Origin of the sequence: Telmatobacter sp. DSM 110680 (assembly GCF_039994875.1) — a bacterium.
In the GTDB taxonomy this organism is placed as follows: domain Bacteria; phylum Acidobacteriota; class Terriglobia; order Terriglobales; family Acidobacteriaceae; genus Telmatobacter.
On sequence record NZ_CP121196.1, the window covers coordinates 4,738,449 to 4,761,823 of the forward strand.

The 23,375-nt window shown below is 57.4% G+C and carries 21 protein-coding genes; 5 read left to right on the plus strand and 16 right to left on the minus strand.

All coding sequences use genetic code 11. The annotated features are described in order from the left end of the window. Positions 1-138 precede the first annotated feature (138 nt). Positions 139-2,634, plus strand: coding sequence for an ABC transporter permease (locus P8935_RS19550; protein ID WP_348261986.1), 2,496 nt, complete (start codon positions 139-141; stop codon positions 2,632-2,634). Positions 2,635-2,719: 85 nt separating this feature from the next. Here the strand turns inward: P8935_RS19550 and P8935_RS19555 are convergent, their stop codons facing one another. The 5 genes from P8935_RS19555 to P8935_RS19575 all read right to left on the minus strand — a co-directional run bounded on the left by P8935_RS19555 (position 2,720) and on the right by P8935_RS19575 (position 9,447). Further along, positions 2,720-4,393, minus strand: coding sequence for a M20/M25/M40 family metallo-hydrolase (locus P8935_RS19555; protein ID WP_348261987.1), 1,674 nt, complete (start codon positions 4,391-4,393; stop codon positions 2,720-2,722). Positions 4,394-4,526: 133 nt separating this feature from the next. Continuing rightward, a complete protein-coding gene (locus P8935_RS19560; protein ID WP_348261988.1) occupies positions 4,527-7,082 on the minus strand; it encodes an ABC transporter permease in 2,556 nt (851 codons plus the stop codon). A 228-nt stretch (positions 7,083-7,310) separates the two neighbouring features. Next, on the minus strand, positions 7,311-7,643 hold the full coding sequence (locus P8935_RS19565; RefSeq protein WP_348261989.1) for a hypothetical protein: 333 nt from the start codon (positions 7,641-7,643) through the stop codon (positions 7,311-7,313). An 8-nt stretch (positions 7,644-7,651) separates the two neighbouring features. After that, positions 7,652-8,206 (minus strand): RNA polymerase sigma factor, encoded by a 555-nt coding sequence (locus P8935_RS19570; RefSeq protein WP_348261990.1) that lies wholly within the window; start codon positions 8,204-8,206, stop codon positions 7,652-7,654. Between the two features lie 182 nt (positions 8,207-8,388). Next, positions 8,389-9,447 carry a tetratricopeptide repeat protein gene (locus P8935_RS19575; protein WP_348261991.1) on the minus strand — a complete coding sequence of 353 codons (1,059 nt, stop codon included), beginning with the start codon at positions 9,445-9,447 and terminating at the stop codon, positions 8,389-8,391. Between the two features lie 475 nt (positions 9,448-9,922). Between P8935_RS19575 and P8935_RS19580 the strand changes: the two genes are divergently transcribed. Then, complete coding sequence (locus P8935_RS19580) at positions 9,923-10,150, plus strand: hypothetical protein (protein ID WP_348261992.1); 228 nt, start codon at positions 9,923-9,925, stop codon at positions 10,148-10,150. A gap of 35 nt (positions 10,151-10,185) precedes the next feature. Here P8935_RS19580 and P8935_RS19585 read toward each other — a convergent pair whose 3' ends face one another. The 3 genes from P8935_RS19585 to coaBC form a co-directional block, all read right to left on the minus strand. Next, positions 10,186-11,280, minus strand: coding sequence for a cellulase family glycosylhydrolase (locus tag P8935_RS19585; protein WP_348261993.1), 1,095 nt, complete (start codon positions 11,278-11,280; stop codon positions 10,186-10,188). A gap of 216 nt (positions 11,281-11,496) precedes the next feature. Further along, positions 11,497-12,369 carry a uracil-DNA glycosylase gene (locus P8935_RS19590; RefSeq protein WP_348261994.1) on the minus strand — a complete coding sequence of 291 codons (873 nt, stop codon included), beginning with the start codon at positions 12,367-12,369 and terminating at the stop codon, positions 11,497-11,499. A gap of 6 nt (positions 12,370-12,375) precedes the next feature. Further along, positions 12,376-13,674: a bifunctional phosphopantothenoylcysteine decarboxylase/phosphopantothenate--cysteine ligase CoaBC gene (coaBC, locus tag P8935_RS19595; protein ID WP_348261995.1), complete on the minus strand. Its 1,299-nt coding sequence runs from the start codon at positions 13,672-13,674 to the stop codon at positions 12,376-12,378. 160 nt (positions 13,675-13,834) lie between these two features. Between coaBC and P8935_RS19600 the strand changes: the two genes are divergently transcribed. Both P8935_RS19600 and P8935_RS19605 read left to right on the plus strand, forming a co-directional pair. After that, a complete protein-coding gene (locus tag P8935_RS19600; RefSeq protein WP_348261996.1) occupies positions 13,835-14,242 on the plus strand; it encodes a hypothetical protein in 408 nt (135 codons plus the stop codon). Then, positions 14,239-14,433, plus strand: a complete 195-nt coding sequence (locus tag P8935_RS19605; RefSeq protein ID WP_348261997.1) for a helix-turn-helix transcriptional regulator — start codon at positions 14,239-14,241, stop codon at positions 14,431-14,433. Before P8935_RS19600 ends, P8935_RS19605 begins: the two co-directional genes overlap by 4 nt. A gap of 91 nt (positions 14,434-14,524) precedes the next feature. Here P8935_RS19605 and rpoZ read toward each other — a convergent pair whose 3' ends face one another. The 8 genes from rpoZ to P8935_RS19645 form a co-directional block, all read right to left on the minus strand. Then, positions 14,525-14,749, minus strand: coding sequence for a DNA-directed RNA polymerase subunit omega (rpoZ, locus tag P8935_RS19610; protein ID WP_348261998.1), 225 nt, complete (start codon positions 14,747-14,749; stop codon positions 14,525-14,527). After that, positions 14,739-15,479 (minus strand): guanylate kinase, encoded by a 741-nt coding sequence (gene gmk, locus P8935_RS19615; protein ID WP_348261999.1) that lies wholly within the window; start codon positions 15,477-15,479, stop codon positions 14,739-14,741. Before gmk ends, rpoZ begins: the two co-directional genes overlap by 11 nt. A 48-nt stretch (positions 15,480-15,527) precedes the next feature. Then, on the minus strand, positions 15,528-16,427 hold the full coding sequence (locus P8935_RS19620) for a YicC/YloC family endoribonuclease (RefSeq protein ID WP_348262000.1): 900 nt from the start codon (positions 16,425-16,427) through the stop codon (positions 15,528-15,530). A 2-nt stretch (positions 16,428-16,429) separates the two neighbouring features. Beyond that, positions 16,430-18,334: an ABC transporter ATP-binding protein gene (locus P8935_RS19625; protein ID WP_348262001.1), complete on the minus strand. Its 1,905-nt coding sequence runs from the start codon at positions 18,332-18,334 to the stop codon at positions 16,430-16,432. A 123-nt stretch (positions 18,335-18,457) separates the two neighbouring features. Then, positions 18,458-20,656 (minus strand): dehydrogenase E1 component subunit alpha/beta, encoded by a 2,199-nt coding sequence (locus P8935_RS19630; RefSeq protein ID WP_348262002.1) that lies wholly within the window; start codon positions 20,654-20,656, stop codon positions 18,458-18,460. A gap of 75 nt (positions 20,657-20,731) precedes the next feature. Next, entirely contained in the window at positions 20,732-21,172 is a 441-nt protein-coding gene (locus tag P8935_RS19635) for a hypothetical protein (protein WP_348262003.1), read from the minus strand. Positions 21,173-21,191: 19 nt separating this feature from the next. Continuing rightward, positions 21,192-21,650 (minus strand): hypothetical protein, encoded by a 459-nt coding sequence (locus P8935_RS19640; protein WP_348262004.1) that lies wholly within the window; start codon positions 21,648-21,650, stop codon positions 21,192-21,194. Next, complete coding sequence (locus P8935_RS19645; RefSeq protein WP_348262005.1) at positions 21,650-22,099, minus strand: hypothetical protein; 450 nt, start codon at positions 22,097-22,099, stop codon at positions 21,650-21,652. The genes P8935_RS19640 and P8935_RS19645 overlap by 1 nt, the downstream gene beginning before the upstream one ends. A 256-nt stretch (positions 22,100-22,355) precedes the next feature. Between P8935_RS19645 and P8935_RS19650 the strand changes: the two genes are divergently transcribed. Continuing rightward, positions 22,356-23,357: a mechanosensitive ion channel family protein gene (locus P8935_RS19650; protein WP_348262006.1), complete on the plus strand. Its 1,002-nt coding sequence runs from the start codon at positions 22,356-22,358 to the stop codon at positions 23,355-23,357. Positions 23,358-23,375: the final 18 nt, after the last annotated feature.

A 23,375-nucleotide genomic window follows, 5' to 3' on the forward strand; every position in this document is an offset into this window, starting at 1 on the left:
ATTCGTTTGCGAACGCTCACCCGCCGCGCAGCACGAACTCAAGCCCCCTAAATTACTGCAATAGCGCGAATTAAGCGACCTGCGGTTTGGCCGCGGGCATGCTTCGTCTCTGGTGAAGACTCTATCTCGGAGAAACTAATGCAGAAATTTGCTATTGATCTAAAATTTGCGCTGCGCCAACTGAGCAAGTCGCTGGGCTTCGCCATCACCGCGGTTCTAATGCTGGCGTTCGGCATAGGAGCGACCACGGCGATCTTCTCCATCGTCGAGGGCGTACTGCTGCGGCCGCTTCCCTTTCCGGATTCCGATCGACTGGTAGTGCTGTCAGATCATTTGGAGGGAGTCAAGGTTGGAGGAGGCGGTGACGAAGTTGGCGTGACGGTCCCCGACATCAAGGCGTACACGCGCGACACGCGGTCCTTTACCGCGCTTGGGGGTTACCAGGGCGCAGGCTTCGAACTCTCCGGAACTGGCGATCCGGCACAGGTGAATGCCTCGCGTCTTACTGCGGGTGTGTTTTCCGCCCTCGGTGTGGCACCACAGCTTGGTCGCGTTTTCACTGCCGACGAAGATGAGCATCATCAGCAAGTCACAGTGCTGAGCTATGCCACTTGGCACAGCCGGTTCCATGCCGACCCGCAAATTGTCGGAACAAAGGTCCTGCTTGATCGCAAACCTTACATCGTGATCGGCGTTATGCCGCGCGGGTTCGAATTCCCGCTCATTCCAGGACAGCTCAATCGCGCCGAATTGTGGGTTCCCATGAGTTTCAGACCCGATGAGCTTGTGCCCACAGCGTCAGCAAACTGGAGTTACCAGATGGTCGGCCGGTTGAAACCCGGCATCTCGCCAACGCAAGCGCAAAGCGATGCAGAGCGCGTGGCGCAGGACATCATGCGCGGATATCCCGCGATGATGGCCAATCTGCATATCAACGCCCTCGTGCGTCCGCTCCAAAGCGATACCGTGCAGCAGTCCCGTTCGCTGCTCCGCACACTGTTTCTCGCCGTGGCCGTAGTGCTGTTGATCGCCTGCTTCAACCTGGCGGGGTTGATGCTCGTGCGTGCGATTCGGAGGCAGCGTGAAGTTGCAGTTCGGCTGGCGTTGGGAGCGAGAGCTTCGGCGCTGATCCGGCAAGCTATTCTCGAGAGCCTGGTGCTCAGCGTGAGCGGGGGTGTTCTCGGATTGATTCTTGCAGCCGTCGCTTTGCGTGTAGGCAAGAGCATGTTGCCGGAAAGCTTGCCGCGTGTGAACGAGATTTCATTGAGCTGGCAAGTGATCGCCTTTGCTTTGGGACTTGCCGTGGTCACGGGACTGGTATGCGCACTTGCTCCGGCGTTCGCAGCGATCCGCACCAATGTGAACAGCAACCTGAAGGAAGGCGGACGCACGGGAAGCGCGGGTGGCGGTCATGCTCGTCTTCGGTCTTCGCTGGTGGTTGCGGAGATCGCGATTGCCCTGGTACTTCTCACGGCTTCCGGCCTGCTGTTGCGCAGCTTCGACAAGATGCGCGCCGTTGACCTGGGCTTTAGTCCTCAGCATGTAACCACCGCAGCTTACTCTCTGCCGCAGCAGCAATACTCAAAGCAGTCGCAGATCGACACCTTCAATCGCGACCTGATGCAGAAACTCAATCAGCTTCCCGGAGTGCAGTCGGTCGGACTGACCAGCATGCTGCCGTCGCAAGGCGCGAACAATAATCAGACCTTTGTCGTCGACGGTTACGAACCTCCCCCAGGCGCGAACATGAACCTGGCCACCGTCTCGCAGGTTACCGGCAACTTTTTCCCGGCCATGGGCATTCGACTGCTGCACGGGCGGTTCTTTACGGAAGCAGACCATGCGGGTACGCAACTAGTGGTAATCGTGAATCAGCAGTTTGCGCAGCATTTCTGGCCCAATCAGGATCCCACCGGCAAGCGCATTCGCATTGGCACACAGCAGATGCCGACGCCGTGGCTCACCGTGGTGGGCGAGGTTTCGAACACACAATTGCTTTCACCCGATAACCCCGCAACCGAGCAGTATTACATTTCCGTCGACCAGGCCGAGGAAGTCGTCGGCCCGCTTGGGCAACCAACCGACCTGAACGGACAAGGCGGATACATCGTGCTTCGCTCGGCACTGCCGCCGGAGCAGATGGAGAATGCACTGCGCACCACGGTTCGCTCGCTTGATCCCCTGCTGCCGTTGACGCAAGTGCAGACCATGGAGCAGGTGGTTGCAGAGTCAGAGGCATCGCGCCGCTTCAATACAGTTCTCATCTCAAGCTTCGCTTTTGCGGCTGTGCTGCTGGCAGTGCTGGGCATCTACAGCGTGATTGCATTCTCCGTAGCGTCGCGGGTGCAGGAGATGGCGATTCGCATGACGCTTGGTTCGCAGCGCTCTTCGATCGTGCGGCTGGTGATCGAGTCCGGCGCGAAACTCGCGTTGATCGGATGCGCGATTGGATTGGCGGGAGCGGCGGCAGCTTCAAATCTTTTGAAGTCGCTGCTGTTTGGCGTAAGTCCGTTTGATCCGTTGGTGCTTACATTCGCCGCGATTGGCGTGCTGGTGCTGGCAGTGGTCGCATCGACTCCATCTGCATTCCGCGCAGCGGCAATCGATCCCATGCAGGCGTTGCGGGGTCAGTAAAAAGTCAACTCGTCTGCGTATCCGTCGCCTGGATCCGGCAGCCCCACGAGAGTATGTTGTCCGTGGGGCAGATGCCGCCGACACGTTACTCCACAGCTTCAAATCGCCGGAAGAAGCTTGTCTGCAAATAATGAGGCTTCTGCGCATCATTCGCGACTGCACGCGCCAGGTCTGCATAGAATGCATTGAACTGGGCGGCAGCGGCCAGGTCCACGGGCTGATTCAAATCATCGTCGGTGGAGTGATAGCGCTCCGCGAGCCATGCGCGCCACGCTTTATACTCTGGCGAACCAGCGGTCCATCCAAACTTCATGGCCAGTGCAGGGACGCCTGCCTGCACAAAGCTGTACTGATCCGTACGCACGAAGGAGTTACGGTCCGGCTCAGGATCACCGGCGATCTCAATGTTGTGAGCCGCACCTACGGATCGAGCCGCATCGCCAAGGGTCGACTGCTCCAGCCCCTGCACGTGCAGTTTCTTCAGCGCGAAGATGGGCATGAACATATCGAGATTAAGATCGGCGATGACGCTGCCCTCAGGCACGGTCGGGTGTCCAGCAAAGTACCGCGAACCGAGCAGCCCTTTCTCTTCCGCAGTGAACACGAGGAACAGGACTGACCGCTTGGTGCGAGGGCCCTGAGTGAGCGCATGCGCTGTTTCGAGGACCGTCGCCACGCCCGAAGCATCGTCCATCGCGCCCGCATATATCGTCTTTCCATGGATGGGCTCGCCGACTCCGAGATGATCGAGATGAGCCGAGACGACGACGTACTGCGATTTGAGCGTAGGGTCTGAACCCTCGAGGACAGCCGCGATGTTCGGCGACTCAACGTGCGTATTCTCAGTAACGACCTCAGCTTGTAAGCTCTTCGTCAATTCAAACCGTGGAAGTGGTTTCTGCGAATCGGCCAAGGCTAGAATCTCTGCGAAAGTGTGGCCGCTGCCTTCAAAGAGCTTCTCTGCCTGCGCCGGATTGAACGTAGCGGAGAACAATTCGCCATGATCGTCGGCCAGGGCAGGATGATGATGGGCCGCTGCCTCATCGCCAACCATCGCCGACAGCCTCATCCCCGGCTGCGATGCGCTCGACGCAATGCGCTGCCAGCCAAAGTCCATCGATTTGGGAGTAGGGATGGAGATGAGCCCAACCGCGCCAGCCGCCCGGATAGCGCGAATCATGGGCGCGGTGCGCGCGTAGGACTTGAGCGGTCCCGGCAAATCGGCAGGGCCACCATTGACCACCAATACGATCTTGCCTTTTAGCGTGGAACGTGGCAAATCCTTCGAGTTGAAGTCGTCATATCCCGACTCAGGCAGATTCAAACCGTATCCGATGAACACCAGCGGAGCGTCGAGGGTTGCGGGTTGTTGCAGGCGAGTACCGAGGATCGCGTCTTCGCCGATCGTGAGCGGCGTTGCTCTTCCGTCGGAGACCAGCGCCAGCGATGACTTCGATGCGATGACCCGCTCCACATCAAAGCGCACTGGCTGGTACCAGGTTCCGTGGGAGCCTGCGGGTTTCAATCCCCACTGTTTGAATTGATCCACGACGTAGGCTGCGGCTTTCAGATATTCTTCGCTGCCGGTGAGGCGACCCTTCATAGACGGGTCGGCCAGTACGCGCACGTGCGCCCACCATTGCTCACCGCGCGCTTGATCGGTAGTTGCAGGCGTGCTGCCTGTTTGGGCTAGCGAAGTTACACAGAAAAGTAGCAGCGCCAGCCGCACCGGCCGCGCAAGTCGCAATCCGATTTTCATCCATATCACCGTGAATATTGGAATCAGCGGCACACGGGCGCATAGCTGGGGAAGAGCCTCCCCGCGCGCTCAACTGCTTCTTGGAAAGGTAGCTGATTCCTTGCCGACAGCACAATCAGAGAATGTCGGCGTATTATTCCACCCGCAGAGCTCGAACCGGATTGATAGCCGCTGCACGTCGCGCCGGAACAAGGCTTGCTACCAGAGCGCAAAGTGCCAGGGCAGCAATGGAGCCACCCAAAGCCATCGGGTCCCAACCCTTCACTTCGTACAACTGCGACGCGATGAGGCGCGCGCATCCGATGGATACCGGAATCCCGATGAGCAGGCCAATAAGAATCTGCACGAAGGCTCCGCGGAGAACCATGGCAACCACCTGCGCGCGATTTGCGCCGAGCGCAATACGAACACCGATTTCGCCTGTGCGACGCTCCACACCGTAGGCTGTGACGCCGTAGAGGCCCACCGCTGCTAGCACTAGCGCAAGGATGCCGAACAGTCCGGTCAATTGCGAAACGGAGCGTTCCTGCTCCATTCGATCCGCTACCTGTTGCTCCATGGTGCGCATACTAATCAGCGTCAGGTTCGAATCCACCTCCGCAAACGCACGACGCACCTGCGGCTCCAGGCCCTGCATACTGCCATGCAACTCGAGTACCACGGATTCGATGAGGTGCGACCGGTCTTCGATCATCTGCGACATTGCCGTGTTGTAATGGCCGCGCTGGGCAAGCGGCACAAAGAGCAATGGCATTCTCCAGTGGCCGCTCGGATCGGTATAGTTCGCCGTGCGAACCACGCCCACAATCTCATACATCCCGCTGTACTGCTCATCGTTCATGCCGAAATGGGTGCCTAACGGCTCTTCTCCCGGCTTAAAAAACTTCTTCACGAAAGCTTCGTCCACCACGGCGACATTCGGTGTTGAGGCTGTGTCCTGCTCCGTGATACTGCGCCCGCGCAGAATGCGCTGACCCATGGTTTCAAGGTAGCCCGCACTGACGCGATCCCAGGACGATGCATTATCTCCATTGACATCGACTTTGCCTTGTCCCTGGCGCGCAATCATCGCGTCCCAGTTATTTGTGAATGGCGAATACATGCCCATGGCGACGTGCTGGACGCCCGGAATCTGCTCCAGCCGCTGGCGCAGCGCACGATAGGTCGCGTCAAGTTTTTCAGGGGAATAGGAAGAGAAGGGAGCATTGACGCGCAGGCTGACGCGGTGGTCGGTTTCGAATCCGAAGTTCTGGTGCTCCATCTTCATGAGGCTGCGCGTGAGAAGTCCCGCGCCCGTCAGCAGCACAACAGACAGAGTAGCCTGCACCACAACCAGCGCCTTCTGGGGTAATGCGCGTCCGTCGCGGGTGCTGCGACCGGCACCATGCAAAACCAATGCTGGGTTGGTCCGCGACGCAAACCATGCTGGCGCGGTGCCAAACAGCAGCCCCGTCACCAACGCCATACCGAATGCAAACCCCAGCACCGCGAGCGATGGCTTGGCATCGATTGGTACGAAATGCGCCGAGTGAAATGCGAGCGCGACAATCAGCTTGACGCCTGCAAACGCAATGAAGATTCCCGCTGCGCCGCCAAGCACCGCGAGCACCAGGCTCTCCGTGAGCGACTGCCGCACCAACCGCGTCTTTGTCGCGCCCATTGCCAGGCGAACCGCCGCTTGTGTACCACGAGCTGAACCTCGAGCCAGGAACAGGTTTGCAAGATTCGCGCATGCAATCAGCAGCACCTGTCCGCAGACCACCATGAGAATGCGCAGGCTGCTCTGGTAGCCGGCCTTCATCTCTGCAACTCCTCCGCCGGCAGGCACAATGTTCACGATCTCGGTTGGTAGCACTTTTTTCAGCTGATCGAGATATTGCGGATACTCCGCTCCGAGTTCGCTCAGCAGCCAGTCACGGGTGATCGTCGTAAACCGCGCCGCCATGCCATCCGTCTTCGCATCCGGCTTAAGCCGCCCAATGATCCGCAGCCATGCCAATGGCGTTTTCAACGTAGTGTTCTGACCTGCAAGCATGGGCTCCTGCTGCAGTGGCACAAATATCTCCGGAGGATCGCTGCGGAGCGTCTCGCCAAAGAATCCCGGCGGCGTGATGCCAACGATCGTGAAGGGGTGACCATCGATCAGAAAGGCAGAGCCGACCACCTTCGGGTCCGACCCATACTCCTGCTGCCACACGCGATGACTCAGCATTGCTGCAGGTGCCGCAGAGGGCTGATCGTCGGACTGAAGCAACGTACGTCCCGCGTATGCATTCACTCCGAATGTCGCGAAATAATTTCCGGAAACGTACTCGCTGCGCAGTGGCTTTGCTGGCTCTTTGCTCTCGGCGCGACGCACACTGAAGCTGGAAAACCAGGACTCAAATGCTGCGGTCTGCTCAAATTCCGGTGCCGCGGCCGCGATTCGCTGGTACAGCGTATAGGGAAACAGTCCCCATTCTTTCTGTGGACCGATCTGCCCGCAGCAATTCATTCCTGCACCCACTCGGTAGAGCCGTCCTGGATCGGCCACCGGCAGTGACTTCATCATCACGCTGTCAATCAGAGAGAAGATCGCGGTTGTCGCGCCAATTCCAAGCGCGAGGGTAAGCATCGCTGTCAGCGTGAATACAGGCGACAAGCGCATCTGCCGCAACGCATAAAGAACATCCTGACGCAACGTACGCATCGCATACCCTCTCGTGACCTTCATCTGGGGAATTGCAATGAATATACGCTCAGGAGGACGACAATGTTCCCCGCTTTACAGAGGCGGGATTTGTCACAAATCTCGAGCGTCTCCTATGCACACCACTGACGGAAACGGCTCGAGATTTTGACGCGCCAAACTTACCTCACCGGGATCCTGCCCAGAATTTCCTGGGGAGAAACAACGGGTAATAAGTAATCAGGTCAATCAGGCAGGCTCTTTGCTCTCGCTGGGGTTTGCGGCGAAACCGCCACAGCGCGCACTCCAGCTTTGGCGAAGCTTCTCGCGTTCCTCCGGAGTCATCTTGTCCCACCTTGCCCTGCGTCCGCGCGGTCCGCGATTGCCTCCGCCTGAACCCCAGCTGCCGAACAAAATGCGGCTGAGCAGGAGTAAACCGAGAGCCTGCCAGAAGCTGATCAGATGCCATCCGAAAAGTGGCGGAAGAAGCCAGTTCCACAGATGCATCACCAGCTCGCCAAAGAGCCACACAAATAACACGATGGCCGGCGGAGCGATCAATGCTATCCAAAGCTTTTTCATAGCGTTCCTCATTTCTCCATAAACTCGTCGTGAAGGTTCTGCAATCGCTTGCGCAGGTGCAGAACTGCATATCGTTTGCGTGAGAGCAGCGTGTTCACGCTTACTTCGCTCTCAGCCGCAAGTTCTTTGAAGCTGCGGCCTTCCAATTCATGAGCGACAAAGACATCTCTCTGCTCAGCGGGCAATTCAGCCAGAGCGTGCTGCAGCTCATCGAGCAGGAGACCGCGAAAATACTGCGCCTCAGGACCAGCCTCGGGCGAAGGCAGCAGGTCTTCCACATCGAGCAGAACGCCGTCCTCGTCTTCCTGCAGCGCGTCGCTGAAGGCTTCCGGACGCTTCTTGCGGAACATGTCCGTAATACGGTTACGCGCCACGCGGAAGAGCCAGCCTGTGACGAATTCGATCGGCATCATAAGACGAGACGCTTCCACCAACTCGGCAAAAACATCTTGCAGAAGGTCGTCCGCGTCAGCATCGTTCGCTACCCGGCGGCGAATGAAGCTGCGTAGCCGAGGTCGCTCTTTGGCGATGACGTCCGCGATTTGCCGGTCTTGCTCGATCATCGCGATCATGACTCGATGGCCTACCCATCTACTGGGCTAGACGGATGAGATCCGCAGATATTGTAGGAATTCACGAGGTTTGAAAAAGAATTTGACTGTGGCGAGGATTATATTCTCGCTGGAAGATACAGCCGATGCGCTGCGTTCGCTCGAAAGCAGGTTCCCTCGGGACTGCGCTAGCGTCAGTGAACGATTGGCAGTGCCTCCGGACATGCATTCAATACTTCATCTGTATTTGTATTTTTATGACCCCGTCTCTTTGCATCGGCAATTGCGAGACTCAACGCGGTTAGCTCGCGCGACTCTGCCTGCCTATCACCCAATTCGTGATAAATAGAGGCGGCCTGACCATAGAACTTATGCGCCGCGAGTGACTCGCCCATGCGAGAGTACGTAACGGCGATGCTGTTCAGAGTCATAGCCTCCACCGTTCGATCCTTGCTTTTGCGAGTCAAATCAAGTTCCCGCTCAAACGACGCCAGTGCCTCGATGTTGTCTCCCGACGCGGTGTAAACCACCGCAATATTATTGAGCGCAGTTGCTTCTCCAGCAAGGTTTGACAGATCGTGATAAGCGCTTCGCGCCTTTTGAAAATAGTCAACGGCTTTGCGCTTATTGCCCGCTGCGAAGTAGGCGAGTCCGATGTTATTCAACACGGTCGCCTGGCCGCCTCGATCGCTGACCAGCGTATATCCCTCCAATGCTGCCTGATCGAACCGAAGTGCTTCTGCGCCGTCGCGCAACCTGCGGAAAATCTCGGCAATCTTGCCTAGAGTCGCAGCTTCCCTGCCCCGATCCAAACGGTGCCACATCGGAAGTGCCTGCTTATAAGCGTCCAGCGCTTTTTGATCCATGCTCAAGGCGGTATATGCGGAAGCCATCTCGCAGAGTTCCGTTGCCGTAAGAACCTCCGCATTCAACTGGCGATAGAGCGCGAGCGAGTTTGAGAATGCCTCAAGCGCATCCTCGAATCGTTCGTTTGAATAATTCAGCAATCCAATCGCGCGAAAAGCGTGGGCTTCACCCTGAGCGTCTCCCCGTTTGCGTGCATCCTTCAGCGCGTCTTCGAGTTCATTCAGATCTTCCTGCGCCTGCGGGGAAAGCGGCGCCGTTCTGAGTCCGAATACCTCGGAAGCACTCGCGTCGCGCGTGTCAGGCGCACGGGCCGCCATGAGGGGTGTTTCGATAAGAACCAAGGTCACGAAGAACAACACTTGCAGGAATCTGCCAAGTCGATACATAGCCGGACCTCCATCGCTTTGTGAAGGGACCCGCTCAAAATTGATCCGACCTCCGCCCTTAAGGCTGGGGAAGTAGGGGAATTCTGGAAATTTAACCCAGATTTGTCATCAGATCAACGACAAAATCAGCTTGAAATCGCTTTCACTTCACCGGCTTGGCCGGCTTGGATTTCCCCGCCCCTTCCACCTTTCGGGTATTACCAACCGCCTGCGGGTGATGGCGATCCTCCTGCGAGAGCGCAATCCTTGTGCTGTCTCACGCTGAATCCGAAGAAAGCGAGAAAATCATGTTCGGTTTCGTGATGGTTTTAGCTCTCGTTCTGGTCACAGTAGTCTCCCCCTTCGCTGTCATGGCCAGGGCGAAAGACAAATCTCGCCGCAGGTAATCTTAGGCGCAGCTTGGATCGCTTGAACGAGTTCCCCAATTGCGCCAAAGAGTGAAGTGATCGTGAACGCGGGCTGCAGGAGGTGTCACATGAAGAGATCTACAAAGATTGGAATCATTGGCGCTGTTCTCTTTGCCAGCATATTCATACCGCCCTATCGCGAGTGGCGTGCGCCCATCAGCGTTGCGTGCGCGGTTTTGGCTTGCCTGCTAGGCGCACTGGCTTCTACCAGCGGTCGGAAATGGTGGCTGATTATTCCCGCTTCAATCGTCGCCGGCTTCGCGTTGGATCTCTACCTGGTTATGTACGCGCTGTAACTTAGACCGAATCGGCAGCCTTGATGCGCCAAAGACTACTGGCCCGGCGCAGTCAGCCCGAGGGCTCGCACATATCCCGTATTTACTCTTTCGCTGCTGTAGCGGATCTTGCTCGACAAATCATCGAAAGCCGCCTGGGCATCCTCAGGTGAGGGTCGTGCCGCGATTCGCTTTTCGGCACTGCCGGTTCCACCGGGCATCTTGCTGAGAGCGATGATCGCGTCCCAGTGCAGCGGGCGATCGAATGTGACTTCGCTCGAAGTAGCGTCCATCTTCTTATAGGGCCAGAAGCACCAGCCGATGTGATTTTCTTCAAGTGTCTTAGTGAACGCAGCGACCCACTCGTCCTTGTTCTCGCCCGATTCCCCAAGCCAGATCGGCACCTTGTACTTGTCGCGGAATTCAATATATTCCTTGATGACGCTGGCGTCGGTGGCAGTCCAGTATTTGTGGAAGGTGTACATCACGTTCGAGTCGAATGGTTTGCCGAATACTTTGAAGTTGCTGTCCCATTGCGCTCCGCCGAGGATGAGCACATGGTTCCGATCGACCTCGCGAACGGCTGCGGAAATCCTGCGATAGAGCGGTTCAAGATCGCCATTGAAGCGACTCAATTGCGGGAAGTGTGGAATCGGTTCATTGAGCAGATCGTACCCAAGGACGATCGGTTCCCTGCTGTAATGGGCCGCGATGCGATGCCAGGTCTCGATGGTGTGCTTCTGCGCTTGTGGGCTTAGATAGAGCCACGGATACCCATCGCTGTCGTCGATGTTGGTGCCGGTCTGGCCACCGGGGGCGCAGTGCAGATCGATGATGATGTAAATGTGATCCTTGCGCGCCCATTGCACAAGCCGGTCCATCAGGCGAAAGCCTTCGGCGTTGTCCGCGTCGAAGAACTTCCAATGGATGGGCACGCGCACGGAATTAAATCCCATGGCCTTGATGCGGTCGATGTCGGCCTCGGTGATGTAGTTCTCGCGCCAATCTCTCCAGAATGCATCAGCCTTGGCCCGGCCGATCAGTTCATAGCTGAGTTGTTCGATCTCACGTGGAGACTGGGCACTGTCCCCCAGGTGAAACATGTAGCCTTCGGGTTCAAACCAGTTGCCGAGATTCGTACCGCGTAGCATAAGGGGCTTGCCGGACCCGTCTACCAATTCACTGCCCGAGGTGTGTACAAATCGTGACTGGGCGAGAAGAAGAGAGGCGAATCCGAAGAGGAGAAAACAAGAGGGGACACGAAAGAATCTGCTCAGCATGGCGAACCCGAGTATAACGCTTGAGGATTCGCCTGCCCGGCATCTGATGTCACGCGGGAGACAAAACTACCGATTGGGCAGCAAGCTCTACGATACCGTTTTTGCAACAGGCTTAAGTCCCAGTTCGCGCATGGCAATCTGCAGATCGGCCCAGGCTTCCTTTTTCTGACGAGGATCGCGGAGCAGGAATGCGGGATGGTAAGTCACGATCAGCTTGCTGCCGCGAAAGGCGTGTGTGCGGCCGCGAAGTCCGGCAAGAGGCTGACGCTGACCAAGCAGATAAGTAGCCGCGGTCGCACCAAGCGCGACGATCACTTCCGGACGCACCACATCGATCTGGCGAAACAGAAACGGCGAGCAGGTATTTGCCTCTTCGGGCTCGGGGGTGCGGTTCTGTGGCGGGCGGCACTTGACCACGTTAGCAATGTAGACCTCTTCGCGCTTCAGGCCCATCGCAGCAATCATGTTGTTGAGCAACTGGCCGGCGCGCCCTACAAAAGGCAGGCCCTGCGCATCTTCATCGGCGCCCGGTCCTTCGCCCACAAACATCAGGCGTGCATTAGCGTCACCGTCGGCGAAGACAATCTTGTTACGGCCCTTGTGTAATGCGCAGCGAGTACAGTCGCCGAGGTCTTCGCGAATGAGTTGAAGCGCCGAAGCGCGATCGTGTGAGGCGACTTCAGTGCCAATGGGCGGTGCGGGTTGAAATGGCTTGCGTGGCGGAATGAGAGTGGTCTCCTCAAGAGTGGCGGAATTGATTTGTTGTTCGCCCACCCGTTCCTTCGGAATGGAGGGGGCACCCAGGGTTTCTGTGCTGGATGCTACGGGGGCGTCCATCGCTGAGTCGGCTGTTCGCGCCAACCCGACGGGACGGCGATAAAAATCGGTGAGCCCGAGTTCGCGATAGAAGCGCAGGCGCGCCTCAAGCTCTTCACGGGTTGCAGGGTCGAGCGCAGGCAATTGAAGCTACTCCACAATGATCTGGCGGCGTGAGGTTAGAGGCGCAACGGACTCGCTGAGAACCTTATCCTGCGGCGAGTGTTCGTCAACTTCAAAAACCAGCGGGCGGGGACGACGCAGCGCAGAAATCTCGTCGAGGATGCGATCGGCAAGTTTGCGCTTGGTCATCTCCGGAAGCTCGATGGAGGTTGAAGGCGTAAGGAATGTTGCCGCATTACGCTCGGAATCAATGCCGACGCCTTCGCCGGAGACATCATTCACCACAATGGCGTCAGCGCCTTTACGCAGAAGCTTGGCGCGGCCATTCTCCATAGTATTTTGAGTCTCGGCAGCGAAGCCGATAATCAATTGGCCCGGGCGGCGATTCTTGGTGACTTCGGCCAGGATGTCTTCAGTAGGCGCAAGCTCCAGCACCATGGGTCCGGAGCGCTTGAGCTTTTGCTCGGAAACGCTTACAGGGCGATAATCTGCGACGGCAGCTGCCTTGATGATCATGGTGGCTTCGACCATGTGTTCCAGCACCGCCTTGCGCATCTCCGCTGCAGTCGTCACACGTACAACTTCACAGCGGGCCGGAGGATGGAGCGCCGAAGGGCCGCTGATGAGAATGACTTTGGCTCCGCGGCTCTGTGCAGCATCGGCAAGCGCATAGCCCATCTTGCCGCTGGAGCGGTTGCCGATATACCGGACCGGATCGAGCGCTTCGCGTGTGCCTCCCGCGGTAACGAGAACGGTCTCGCCCGCCATGTCGTTGCGGCGCCCCATGGAATGGAAGACAACGTCGGCGATAGCTTCAGGCTCGGCCATCCGTCCCGCACCGACCATGCCGCAGGCCAGGTCGCCGGTTCCGGGTTCGATGACGCGCACGCCGCGCTGGCGGAGGATGTCGAGGTTGGCCTGCACCGCCGGATGCTGCCACATGTGCACATTCATTGCCGGCGCAACAAGCACGTGGGCGGGAGTCGCCAAGTACATGGTCGTCAGAAAATCGTTGGCCATGCCCTGCGCAAACTTGGCGAGAATGTCCGCCGTGGCCGGCGCGACGACGAGCGCTTCAGTCCATTGGGCTTCGCCGATGTGCTCAATCGAAGACTCGTAGGTACTTTCGTTAAGGTCGGATTCGTCCCAGAGGCTCGAAATTACTTTGTGGCCGGTGAGAGCGGCAAATGTCAGGGGCTGCACGAAGCGAGTGGCGGCCTCGGTCATCACTACGTGGACTTCCATGCCACGGCGCTGCAGGGCACGCACCAGTTCCGCCGCTTTGTAGGCCGCAATGCCACCGGAAACGCCGACTGTTACTCGCATGGCTCGATTGTATGCCAGTCAACAGTGGACAACTATCAGGACCTAATACCGATCTTCAGCCGCAGTTTTGGCGGCCGCAGAGAGAAAAAATGACAAGCACACCTGACAAACACTTAGAAATATGTCAAGCTTCATTGTCATTAAGTAAAGGACACCAACCATGATCTGTTCCGCAAAAAACGAGGCGGTCCGCCGCTACAACTACCGTTTTCTAACCGCAATGGCGTTCTACGTAGTGTTCATCCTGGGAGCCGGATTTGCGTTTCGGCTTTACCATCCAACCGGTGCAGCGGCCTACTTGCTTGCCACGCTTCCATCACTTCCGATCGTGGTGAGCCTGATAATCGTCGGCCGCTATCTCGACGAGGAAAAGGATGAGTTCCAGCGTCATCTGCTCGTTCAGGCGATGCTCTGGGCTATTGGAGGGACGCTTGCAGTTACGTCGGTATGGGGATTTCTGGAGCTCTTCGTTGTGGCGGTTCCCCACTTCCAGCTTTACCTTGTCTTTCCCCTGTTCTGGTTTCTGGTAGCTATCTGCGCCGGGGCGCTGAAGTCGAGGTACAGATGAAAAACCAGCTAAGAGTTCTGCGCGCGCAGCACGGGTGGTCGCAGGCCGATCTTGCGGACCGGCTCGAGGTCTCGCGGCAGTCAGTGAATGCCATCGAGACGGGCAAGTACGATCCGAGTCTTCCTCTAGCTTTCAAACTTGCGAAGTTATTCGAAACAGCGATTGAAGAGATTTTTCAGGATGAAGTTTAGACAAGCAGACCAATGCTGCACGCGTCTGCAGAACGCACACAACATTGTGCTCTCAGCCGAATCAGTTTTGCCCGCGGGACTGTTGGCAGTGCTACAGGATTGGAATTCCGGTTTCGGCCACGAGCGGCTTTACGACCGGCTGTTCCTTCTTGACATAAGAGATTTTGCCGGCTTCGATTTCGTCTTGCGCAATGCGGCATGCCTTGGTCGAATGAGTGTGAACGAGGGCGGCTGAACCGCTTTGGATCTGACGTGCACGACGTGCTGCCACAAGTACCTTGCGGTAGTTCGAATCGAAGCTAGTTTCAATCGTCATCGGGATCCTCTCCAAAGGGAAGTTGTTGCTGTCCTGAACCGCCTTCAATCCCGAAGGCTTCCAGCACAGGTTTGAGCCGCTCCCGCGAGTTCGACTGGCGACAGGCCGCGGCGACCTCCAACACCCTGCTCGAACGGTAAGCAATCGGTTCGGCATTGCGATAGTATCGCTCCGCCAAAACAATGGCTTCAAGCTGCGCAACCGCCCGGTCAAGGATGTCGTTGATGAGAATATAGCTGTAATCACGATAATTCTCAATTTCCTTGCTGGCCTCGCTCAGCCGCCGGTACAGTTCTGCTTCGTTTACAACACCTTCCGCGCGACTGCGATTGCGCAGACGGGTGCGCAGGACCTTGGGCGTGGGCGGCAGTACAAAGATGCTGACGGCCTCGGGCATCGTACTGCGAACTTGCGCGGCTCCCTGTACATCGATGTCGAGCAGCAGGTCGTGTCCCTGTCGTCTGGCGTCGTCAAGCGAATGGCGCGCGGTGCCGTAATAGTTTCCAAAAACCTCGGCATGCTCGAGGAACTTACCCTCCGCGATCATGCGCTCAAATTCTTCGCGGCTGGTGAAATAGTACTCGCGCCCATGCTCCTCAGATCCACGCGGTGGCCGCGTTGTCCATGAAATAGAAAAGTCGACTCCGCTGACCTGCTTGCGAAGTTCACTGACGAGCGTGCTCTTGCCTGAGCCCGATGGCGCCGAGATGATAAAAAGAATTCCTGCCACGTGCGATGGTCCCTTTCGTTCTTCTATCGACTTATATTTCTGTGACTGCTATTCCGCGTTCTGCACCTGCTCACGGGCTTTTTCAATATCAGCCTTCATGGCCAGACCAAGTTCAGTGATGCGCGTACCTTTACCGCCCACGCCGCCGGTCTTTGATAGCAGCGTGTTCGCCTCGCGATTCATCTCCTGCAGAAGGAAATCCAACTTCTTACCAACCTCGCCGCCAGCGGTCAGCAGCTCGCGAAAGTGACCGATGTGGGTGTGCATGCGCTCCAACTCTTCAGAGATGTCGCTATGGTCCACGAGTACCGCAACTTCCTCAAGCAGGCGCTGGCGATTGAATTCGTTTCCGGTCGCGGCAATCAGACGTTGCGTCAGGCGTTCCTGATAGCGCTGTTCCACCTCAGGCCGCAGTGATGCCACGCCCTCCACAGATTCAGCCAGACGCGTGAGACAGGCGCGCAGTATAGCCTCAAGCGACTCGCCCTCGCGAGCGCGCATAATCTTGAGCTCTTCGAGCAGCGGGCCAATCTCCCGCATGGCGCTCTCTGTCAGCGTGGAGACATCCTCTTCGGTATTGCTGCGAACTTCCGACTGCAGCGCCCCCGGCATGCGGAGAGCAACATTCAGATCGGGTTCGCCTTTAAGCCGGAATTCCTTCGACGCCTGCTTGAATGCATCCAGATAGCCCGCAACCATTTCGCGGTTATACCCCGATTTTTGCTGTGTCGAGCGATCGACTGAAAGCGTGAGTTCCACGTGACCGCGCAGCAGACTTTCCTTCAGCACACGGCGTAACTCCATCTCAAGGGCGTCGAGTCCCGCGGGCAGGCGCAACTGAATATCGAGAAAACGATGATTCACGCTTTTGACACTGAGCGTGTATGCCAACTGATCGTGTACCCGCACCTGTGTGCGCGCAAATCCGGTCATCGAGTAAATAGGCATTTTTACTTTTCCTCTGCCTCTGCCCAGAGCGATGGCTGCAGGAGCCGCTCCAGGGCCTGTGCTTCGTTCTCAACAGAATCTTCCTGCTCGGGCAAATCCATAAATTGCAGTTGATAAAGCCTCTGGTAGGTAGGTGAAGACGTCAGCAGTTCCTCGTGGGAGCCAATAGCGGTAATGCGTCCACGCTCCAGCACCGCGATACGGTTGGCGCGGCGGATCGTCCCAAGCCGATGCGCGATCACCAGCACCGTGCGATTCTGCATCAGGTTTGAAAGGGCCGCCTGTACGAGTGATTCACTCTCAGCATCAAGCGCTGACGTAGCCTCGTCGAGGATCAGGATCGGCGAGTTCTTGAGGATAGCGCGAGCAATGGCCAGGCGCTGCTTTTCTCCGCCGGAGAGCCGGAAGCCCTTCTCGCCAATCACGGTCGCGTAGCCCTGCGGCATGCGCATGATGAAGTCGTGCGCCAGGGCATTGCGGGCAGCCTGTTCGACCAGCTCATTCTTCACATCGGGCTGACCGTAGGCAATGTTGTTGCGCACCGTGTCGTTGAAAAGAATTGTCTCCTGCGTAACTTGGGCGACCTGGCGACGCAGCGAACCTAGGGTCATCTCGCGAATGTCGCGGCCATCGATGAGAATGCGGCCTGAGGTCACATCAAAGAATCGCGGAATGAGATTGACCAGAGTCGACTTCCCTGCACCGCTCGGCCCTACGAGCGCCAGCAACTCGCCGGATCGCACCTCTAAATCCACATTGTGCAGAATCTGCTCTTCGCCCTTCTCGGTGGAGTAGGAAAAGCCGACATTCTCGAATTGGATAGAGCTCGTGAACTGGGGCATGGCCGCTGCATGCGGTAGTTCCTTTACATCGTCCTTGGTATCGAAGAAGCCAAAAATGGAGCTGGAGGCGCCCATTGCCTGCTGGAAGCTGTTGTAGAAATACGCAAACTTGCGCACGGGATCATAAAGCTTGAAGAGCAGAAAGATGAATGCACCGAAGAGCCCCATCGTCATGCGGCCATGCTGAATTTCGTTACGGCCGATGAGAAGAAAAAGCGCGATGGCAATCGCCCCGATGGTGTCCATGAGCGGCGAACTGATGGATTGAATACGCACGTTGCGCAAATTGGCACGCAACAGCCGCCGGGCCGCCCGCTTGAAACGGAGAATCTCCCATATCTCGGTGTTGAACGCCTTGACGATGCGATTGCCGGTGACGGTCTCGTGAAGAATGTTCTGGATTTCGGCGAGCTTGTCCTGGCCGGTGCGAGTGCGAGTGCGAACCTCGCGGCCGATTTTGCGCGCCGAGGTGATGACGACAGGAATGAACAGCACCAGAGCCCAGCTGAGATGGCCGCCAAGTCGAATGACGAAAATCAAGCCCGCCAAGAACGTGAAGAACTGCTGCAGGAATTCGCCAATAACAGAACTGAGCGCCAATTGCACGCGATCCACGTCGTTTATTAGCGTGGAGAGAATAGTTCCCGTGGCGTGCTTGTGGAAGAAGCTCGACGAACGGCGTAGCGTCGCCTCGTACAAGTGGTTGCGCAGGTCGGTGATCATACCGAAGCCTGCATAATTCACCAGGTAGGTTCCGAGATAATCACAGATGCCCTTGCAAATGGTGGCAGCGATGATCGACGTCGCAACCACGGTCCACGCATTGTGCATGTGCAGAAAGTGCGGGACAAACGCCCTCAGATCGAAATGCCATCGGCTGTTGGGCAGCCCGAGAACAATGGGCCCCTCAGGAGCGTCAGGTCGGAGCACTTGGTCGAAGACAGGCTGCAGGAGGAGGACACGAAACGTGTCGAGTATGCCAACGGCAGCCAGCAAAATGACGCCTATCGCCCATTGCAGCGAGTAGGGTAGCCCATAGCGCACCAAGCGAAAGAAACTGCTCATGCGGTGGTTTCCGCCTGCCGGCTGAGAAGCGGCCAGTCGGGTTGGCTCCGCCAGCAATCTTCGGGATGGGTGCCCATCCCAACATTGTATCTGGGGCGCCGAGGACTGTGCCCGACGCCGGACTTAGTAGGCGTGAAGCTCCTGAATGGCCTTCAGCACCGTGTCCGGCTGGGGCAGGATTGCGTCCTCCAGAACCGGCTGATAGGCCACAAAGGTATCCATCGCCCCCACACGTTTGACGGGCGCGTCGAGATCATCGAACAGCTCATCGGCGATCCGCGCGGCAATCTCAGCTCCATATCCCCAGCTCAGCATGTCCTCATGAGCCACGATCACGCGGCTGGTCTTGCGCACCGAGGTCGCGATCGCTTCCCAGTCATACGGGCTCAGGGTGCGCAGGTCAATCACTTCAACCTCAATCCCCTCGCGGCTGGCAACTTGGGCGGCCTGCATGGCACGCGGGACAAGAGCCCCGTATGTAATAAGTGTCATGTGCGTGCCGGGACGAACGATCTTGGCTTTGCCGAAAGGAATGGCGAAGTCCGGGCCTGGATAAGGCGCTCGACCGTAAGACTCGCGATAGAGCCGCTTGTGCTCGAGGAAGAGCACCGGGTCGTCACAACGAATTGCGGTGCGCAGAAGCCCGTTTGCATCGAGTGCGTTTGATGGAAACACCACACGCAGTCCGGGAATGTGAGTAAAGATGCTCTCACCGGACTGAGAGTGATAGATGGCGCCACCCGTCAGGTATCCACCGATAGGCACGCGGATGACCGCTGGCGATGCCCACGCGCCATTTGAGCGCCACCGCATTAGAGCGAGTTCGTTGCGAATCTGATGAACGGCGGGCCAGATGTAGTCGAAGAACTGAATCTCAACGACAGGCTTCATGCCGCGAACTGCATATCCCACTGCGCGACCGACAATATTCGCCTCAGCGAGCGGCGAGTTGAAGACGCGCTCCGAGCCAAACGACGCTTGCAACCCTGACGTAAGCTTGAAAACGCCGCCCTTTCCTTTCACTTCGGATAGCGCTTCTTCGCGGCTGGCATCCGCCACGTCTTCGCCGTAGACGATGATGCGGGGATCGCGGCGCATCTCGTCACTGAGACAGGCGTTGATAAGGTCGGCCATGGTCCTCGGCCCGCTACCCTTCGAGCTTGCCGATTTACCCGGATTCGATCCAGCTTCCTCCGCCTTCTCTGTGGCGAACGACGCCCGTGTCGGGTCAAGGTCCTCTGAGTACACGTGAAGCGGAATGCTCGCCAACTCTGGCAGGGGTGCCTCGAGGGCACGTTCGGCAGCCTCGGCGGCTTCGTGCACGGCTTCTTTCTCAAGAGCGTTGATCTGTTCCGCTGTCAGGATGCCTTCGCGCAACAGACGCATCTGCAGTTTCGCGATAGGATCGCGCATGGCATCCGCTTCGCGCTCGGCAGCGGATCGATAGAGCCGGTCGTCATCTGACTGCGAATGAGAGTAAATGCGGATGCAATGACCGTGGACAAATGCTGGCCCCTCTCCAGCACGGCAGTGCTCGGCGGCTCTTTGAAATGCGCGTAGGCTCGCCTCGGGATCGGTGCCATCAATCTCTTCAAAGTGGAAGTTGGGGAAATTCGCAACCAGCCGTGAAATATTCCCTCCCGGCGTGTTCACCTCAACCGGAACACTGATGGCATAGCCATTGTCTTCAATCATGAAGATGACTGGCAGCTTGCGATTCGACGCCGTGTTCAGCGCTTCCCAGAACTCGCCCTGCGAAGTTGATCCCTCTCCTATGCAGGCCAATACCACTTCATCGCCATGGAAAGTGACGTCTCGATAGGCGCGATAATCGCCCTCAACCCTGGCAGCGACTTCCGGATGTCGGGTGAAGTAGCGGCCGGCTTCGGCGCATCCCACGGCGTGAAGAATCTGGGTCGCTGTCGATGAGGAGGTGCTGACGATATTGAGGGGACGGCTGCTCCAGTGGGTCGGCATCTGCCGTCCGCCGCTAGCCGGATCGGTGCCTGCTCCAACCGCCTGCAGAAACATATCCGTCGGAGTCACGCCCAGTGCCAGGCACAAGGCCCGGTCGCGATAGTAGGGGAAAAACCAGTCGTACCCTGGCTTCAGGGCGAGTGCCGCACCCACCTGCAGGGCTTCATGGCCGGCAGCGGAAATCTGGAAGAAAGTCTTCTGCTGTTTCTTGAGAAAGATCTCGCGGTCATCGATGCGACGCGACAAGTACATGAGCCGATAGATGTTAATCAGCTCTTGTGAGCTCAGGCTGCCAGAGGCGTCTGCCGTCGTCGGCGCGTGGGCGCTGGAAACCGCAAGTCCCATTTGTCTCACTCCAAGATTCGGGTTCTTTCGAGCTTTTCGAGTCTATCTATTTCTATGGAAAGATTGTAGCAATCGCTACCACTGATTTGGACCACCCAGTGGCATGGACTGCGATCCGACTTTTGGTCCCACATCAAATGATTGAGCCATCTTGGCTTTGACGTTGCGTGCCAGCTTTTCGATCTCAGCGACTTTGTGCAGTTCTTCAGGCGTCAGATCGTCAGTAGGGTTGGATGCAATTTCCGCATCAAGTTGACGAGCAAGTTTTACCAGTTTGTCGGTGTCAGACACCATCGACTTTTGCCGGTCCGCATTCATGGCACGGAGACGCTTTGCTCCGAAAACGGGGTCGTTTTCAATTCCTCCGCCCACACCGAGGGGACGGGGTCCGGGGATGCTCTGGGCCACGCTTCCGCCGCCAGTAGGCGAGTATTGAGCCCAGCCAAGGAGAGCGCCGGCAAGAGCCAATCCGGCCATGCCCATTCCGGCAATACTCAAGCGCCTCGCTTGTTTCATCGCGTCAGTCTCCATGCGATCAATCGAAAGTCACGGTCAGTTTCATCTTCTCTTTCACATCGTTTGCCAGGAATTCAATGACCTCAGCTTCGCGAACCATCACGGGCGTTAGCGGTGCGTTCCCCATGTTGTCGGTCTTGGTTTTTAGATCACGAGCTAGAATGACTAATTTGCTGATGTCGTCATCCATCACTCGCTTCCGCTCGGCATTGGCCGCATCGAAGTTTCTCTTTTTGGCATTTTTTTCGGCAAGAGCGTTCAGTTCATGAGTGTCGAGCGAGCGGTTGGGAATGACGATCGGTCGCGGAGTCGTCTGTGCGCCTGCTTGCTGCCCGTTTCCCGCAAAGGCCGGAACCGCGATAAGACAGATGCACGTGACGGCAAGGATCAACGCTCGATCTTTCAATCCGGACGAAAGGTCACCGCCTGGGATTGATCGCCGTTGGCGTTGTGTCAAGACTTGCTCGCTGCTCTTCATTAACTTGCTCCAGAACCTTGCTTGATCCGTTCCTTGACAGTCTTCGCCAGCCGCTCAATTTCGTCGGCTTTGCGAATCACTTTCAACGACAAGGTGTCTTTGTTGGTCTTATCCACCTCTGCCTTCAGTGAGAGGGCCATTGCCAGCAACTGAGTGCTTTCGTCGGAGATTTGCTTCCGATGGGCGGTTTCTGCACTTTCAGCCTTGGACGATTTCGCTCCCGGCGCATTCTCAGCCTGCGGCTTGGCTTCAGCCGGGGAACTCACAGCCGTCTGAGCAACTGCCGGATGACCGTCCTGAGCAAAACAACCAAAAGCAGCGGCACATGCGAAACCGAAAAGCAGCGAGCCGGCAGGGACACCCCACGGGCGGAGATTGCGTTGCGGACCGCGACCCGAAGCCGTCTTGGTTCGAGTCGCAAAGACGTCAGGGGCCTTATTTATTTGCATTGGAACCTCCGGAATGAGGCACAAAATCATTATGTGCCGAGTACGGCACTTGGCGTTGAGAAAAACATGGCGGGGCGAGTTTCAAATCCCACAGAGTCTCAACCCCGAAAGCCCTCTGCTTTGATCTTGACTTCCAGGCAACGAATCACCGACAAGGTTGCCGTTCTAAGCCAAAGTGCATCTCTGTTTTACAGGGTCCCAAAGGCTGGGCCGATGCCCTTCCATTCACTTATAGATTAGTAAACAAGGAGTCTGTATGTTTGGTGTCTCAATGGCCGTGCGATCAGGATTATTCGCGGAAGGCCGTTTCATGGGCAAGGTGCTGGATGAGTGGGTCAATGACGCGCAGGAGTTCGTCCATTCGAAGCTTCCGCATCTCCTGGTTGCCGCGCTCATTGGATTTGTGCTCTTCCGCATACTCGTTGGAATTACTTCGAGGATGGTTCGCATTGCCGAGCAACACGCGGCGGCGAATAACCGCATTGCCCAGGTTCGCACCATGGCCGGCGTCATTCGCGCCACCGGATTCACCATTATTGCCGCTATTGTGACCATGCAGTTTCTGGCCGCAGTCGGCGTCAACCTGGCTCCGCTGCTGACAGGCGCCGGAGTGGCCGGCGTCGCCGTGGGGCTGGCCGCGCAGAATATCGTGCGCGACATGCTGAACGGAATCCTCATCCTGCTGGAAGACCAGTTCAATGTGGGCGATACCATCAAGATCGCCGGGGTCGCCGGTGTTGTGGAATCCATGACGCTGCGCAAAACCACTCTTCGCGACGGGGATGGCACCCTGTACGTCGTACCGAATTCGCAGATCACCACGGTTGCCAACCAGAGCGTCGATTACTCGGTGGCCACGATCAATGTCAGCGTCGATTTCTCGGCGAATCCTGATAAAGTGACGGAACTTCTCAAGAAGATCGCCATGGACATCCGCAGCAGCGAAGATTTCAAGGGTGTATTCATAGCCGATCCGCAAGTTCTGGGCGTGGATGCCGTAAAAGGCTCCGAGCTCATCTTCCCGGTCGTATTCAAGACACGCGCTACCCAGCAATATGGCCCGGTGCGCGAGTTCAAACGCCGCGTTCGGCTGGCACTCGAAGAAAACAATATGCTGCCCGGAGATCCGTATCGCGTTTACACCGGTGGAACAGAAAGCGCTCCGCGGCCAGGCGGGGCAACAGTTCCGGCTGAGCAACCGAAGCACGACCCCACCACCATCAAACCGCAGGAGTCGAATCCATTCAGTGGAACTTGAAAATTCCGGCGGCGGCCA

Bases quoted from the DNA above. Each gene is read 5' to 3' on its own strand.
- P8935_RS19550 (WP_348261986.1), top strand. From the start codon at position 139: ATGCAGAAATTTGCTATTGATCTAAAATTTGCGCTGCGCCAACTGAGC.
- P8935_RS19555 (WP_348261987.1), bottom strand. From the start codon at position 4,393: ATGAAAATCGGATTGCGACTTGCGCGGCCGGTGCGGCTGGCGCTGCTA.
- P8935_RS19560 (WP_348261988.1), bottom strand. From the start codon at position 7,082: ATGCGTACGTTGCGTCAGGATGTTCTTTATGCGTTGCGGCAGATGCGC.
- P8935_RS19565 (WP_348261989.1), bottom strand. From the start codon at position 7,643: ATGAAAAAGCTTTGGATAGCATTGATCGCTCCGCCGGCCATCGTGTTA.
- P8935_RS19570 (WP_348261990.1), bottom strand. From the start codon at position 8,206: ATGATCGAGCAAGACCGGCAAATCGCGGACGTCATCGCCAAAGAGCGA.
- P8935_RS19575 (WP_348261991.1), bottom strand. From the start codon at position 9,447: ATGTATCGACTTGGCAGATTCCTGCAAGTGTTGTTCTTCGTGACCTTG.
- P8935_RS19580 (WP_348261992.1), top strand. From the start codon at position 9,923: ATGAAGAGATCTACAAAGATTGGAATCATTGGCGCTGTTCTCTTTGCC.
- P8935_RS19585 (WP_348261993.1), bottom strand. From the start codon at position 11,280: ATGCTACGCGGTACGAATCTCGGCAACTGGTTTGAACCCGAAGGCTAC.
- coaBC (WP_348261995.1), bottom strand. From the start codon at position 13,674: ATGCGAGTAACAGTCGGCGTTTCCGGTGGCATTGCGGCCTACAAAGCG.
- P8935_RS19600 (WP_348261996.1), top strand. From the start codon at position 13,835: ATGATCTGTTCCGCAAAAAACGAGGCGGTCCGCCGCTACAACTACCGT.
- P8935_RS19605 (WP_348261997.1), top strand. From the start codon at position 14,239: ATGAAAAACCAGCTAAGAGTTCTGCGCGCGCAGCACGGGTGGTCGCAG.
- rpoZ (WP_348261998.1), bottom strand. From the start codon at position 14,749: ATGACGATTGAAACTAGCTTCGATTCGAACTACCGCAAGGTACTTGTG.
- P8935_RS19620 (WP_348262000.1), bottom strand. From the start codon at position 16,427: ATGCCTATTTACTCGATGACCGGATTTGCGCGCACACAGGTGCGGGTA.
- P8935_RS19625 (WP_348262001.1), bottom strand. From the start codon at position 18,334: ATGAGCAGTTTCTTTCGCTTGGTGCGCTATGGGCTACCCTACTCGCTG.
- P8935_RS19630 (WP_348262002.1), bottom strand. From the start codon at position 20,656: ATGGGACTTGCGGTTTCCAGCGCCCACGCGCCGACGACGGCAGACGCC.
- P8935_RS19635 (WP_348262003.1), bottom strand. From the start codon at position 21,172: ATGAAACAAGCGAGGCGCTTGAGTATTGCCGGAATGGGCATGGCCGGA.
- P8935_RS19640 (WP_348262004.1), bottom strand. From the start codon at position 21,650: ATGAAGAGCAGCGAGCAAGTCTTGACACAACGCCAACGGCGATCAATC.
- P8935_RS19645 (WP_348262005.1), bottom strand. From the start codon at position 22,099: ATGCAAATAAATAAGGCCCCTGACGTCTTTGCGACTCGAACCAAGACG.
- P8935_RS19650 (WP_348262006.1), top strand. From the start codon at position 22,356: ATGTTTGGTGTCTCAATGGCCGTGCGATCAGGATTATTCGCGGAAGGC.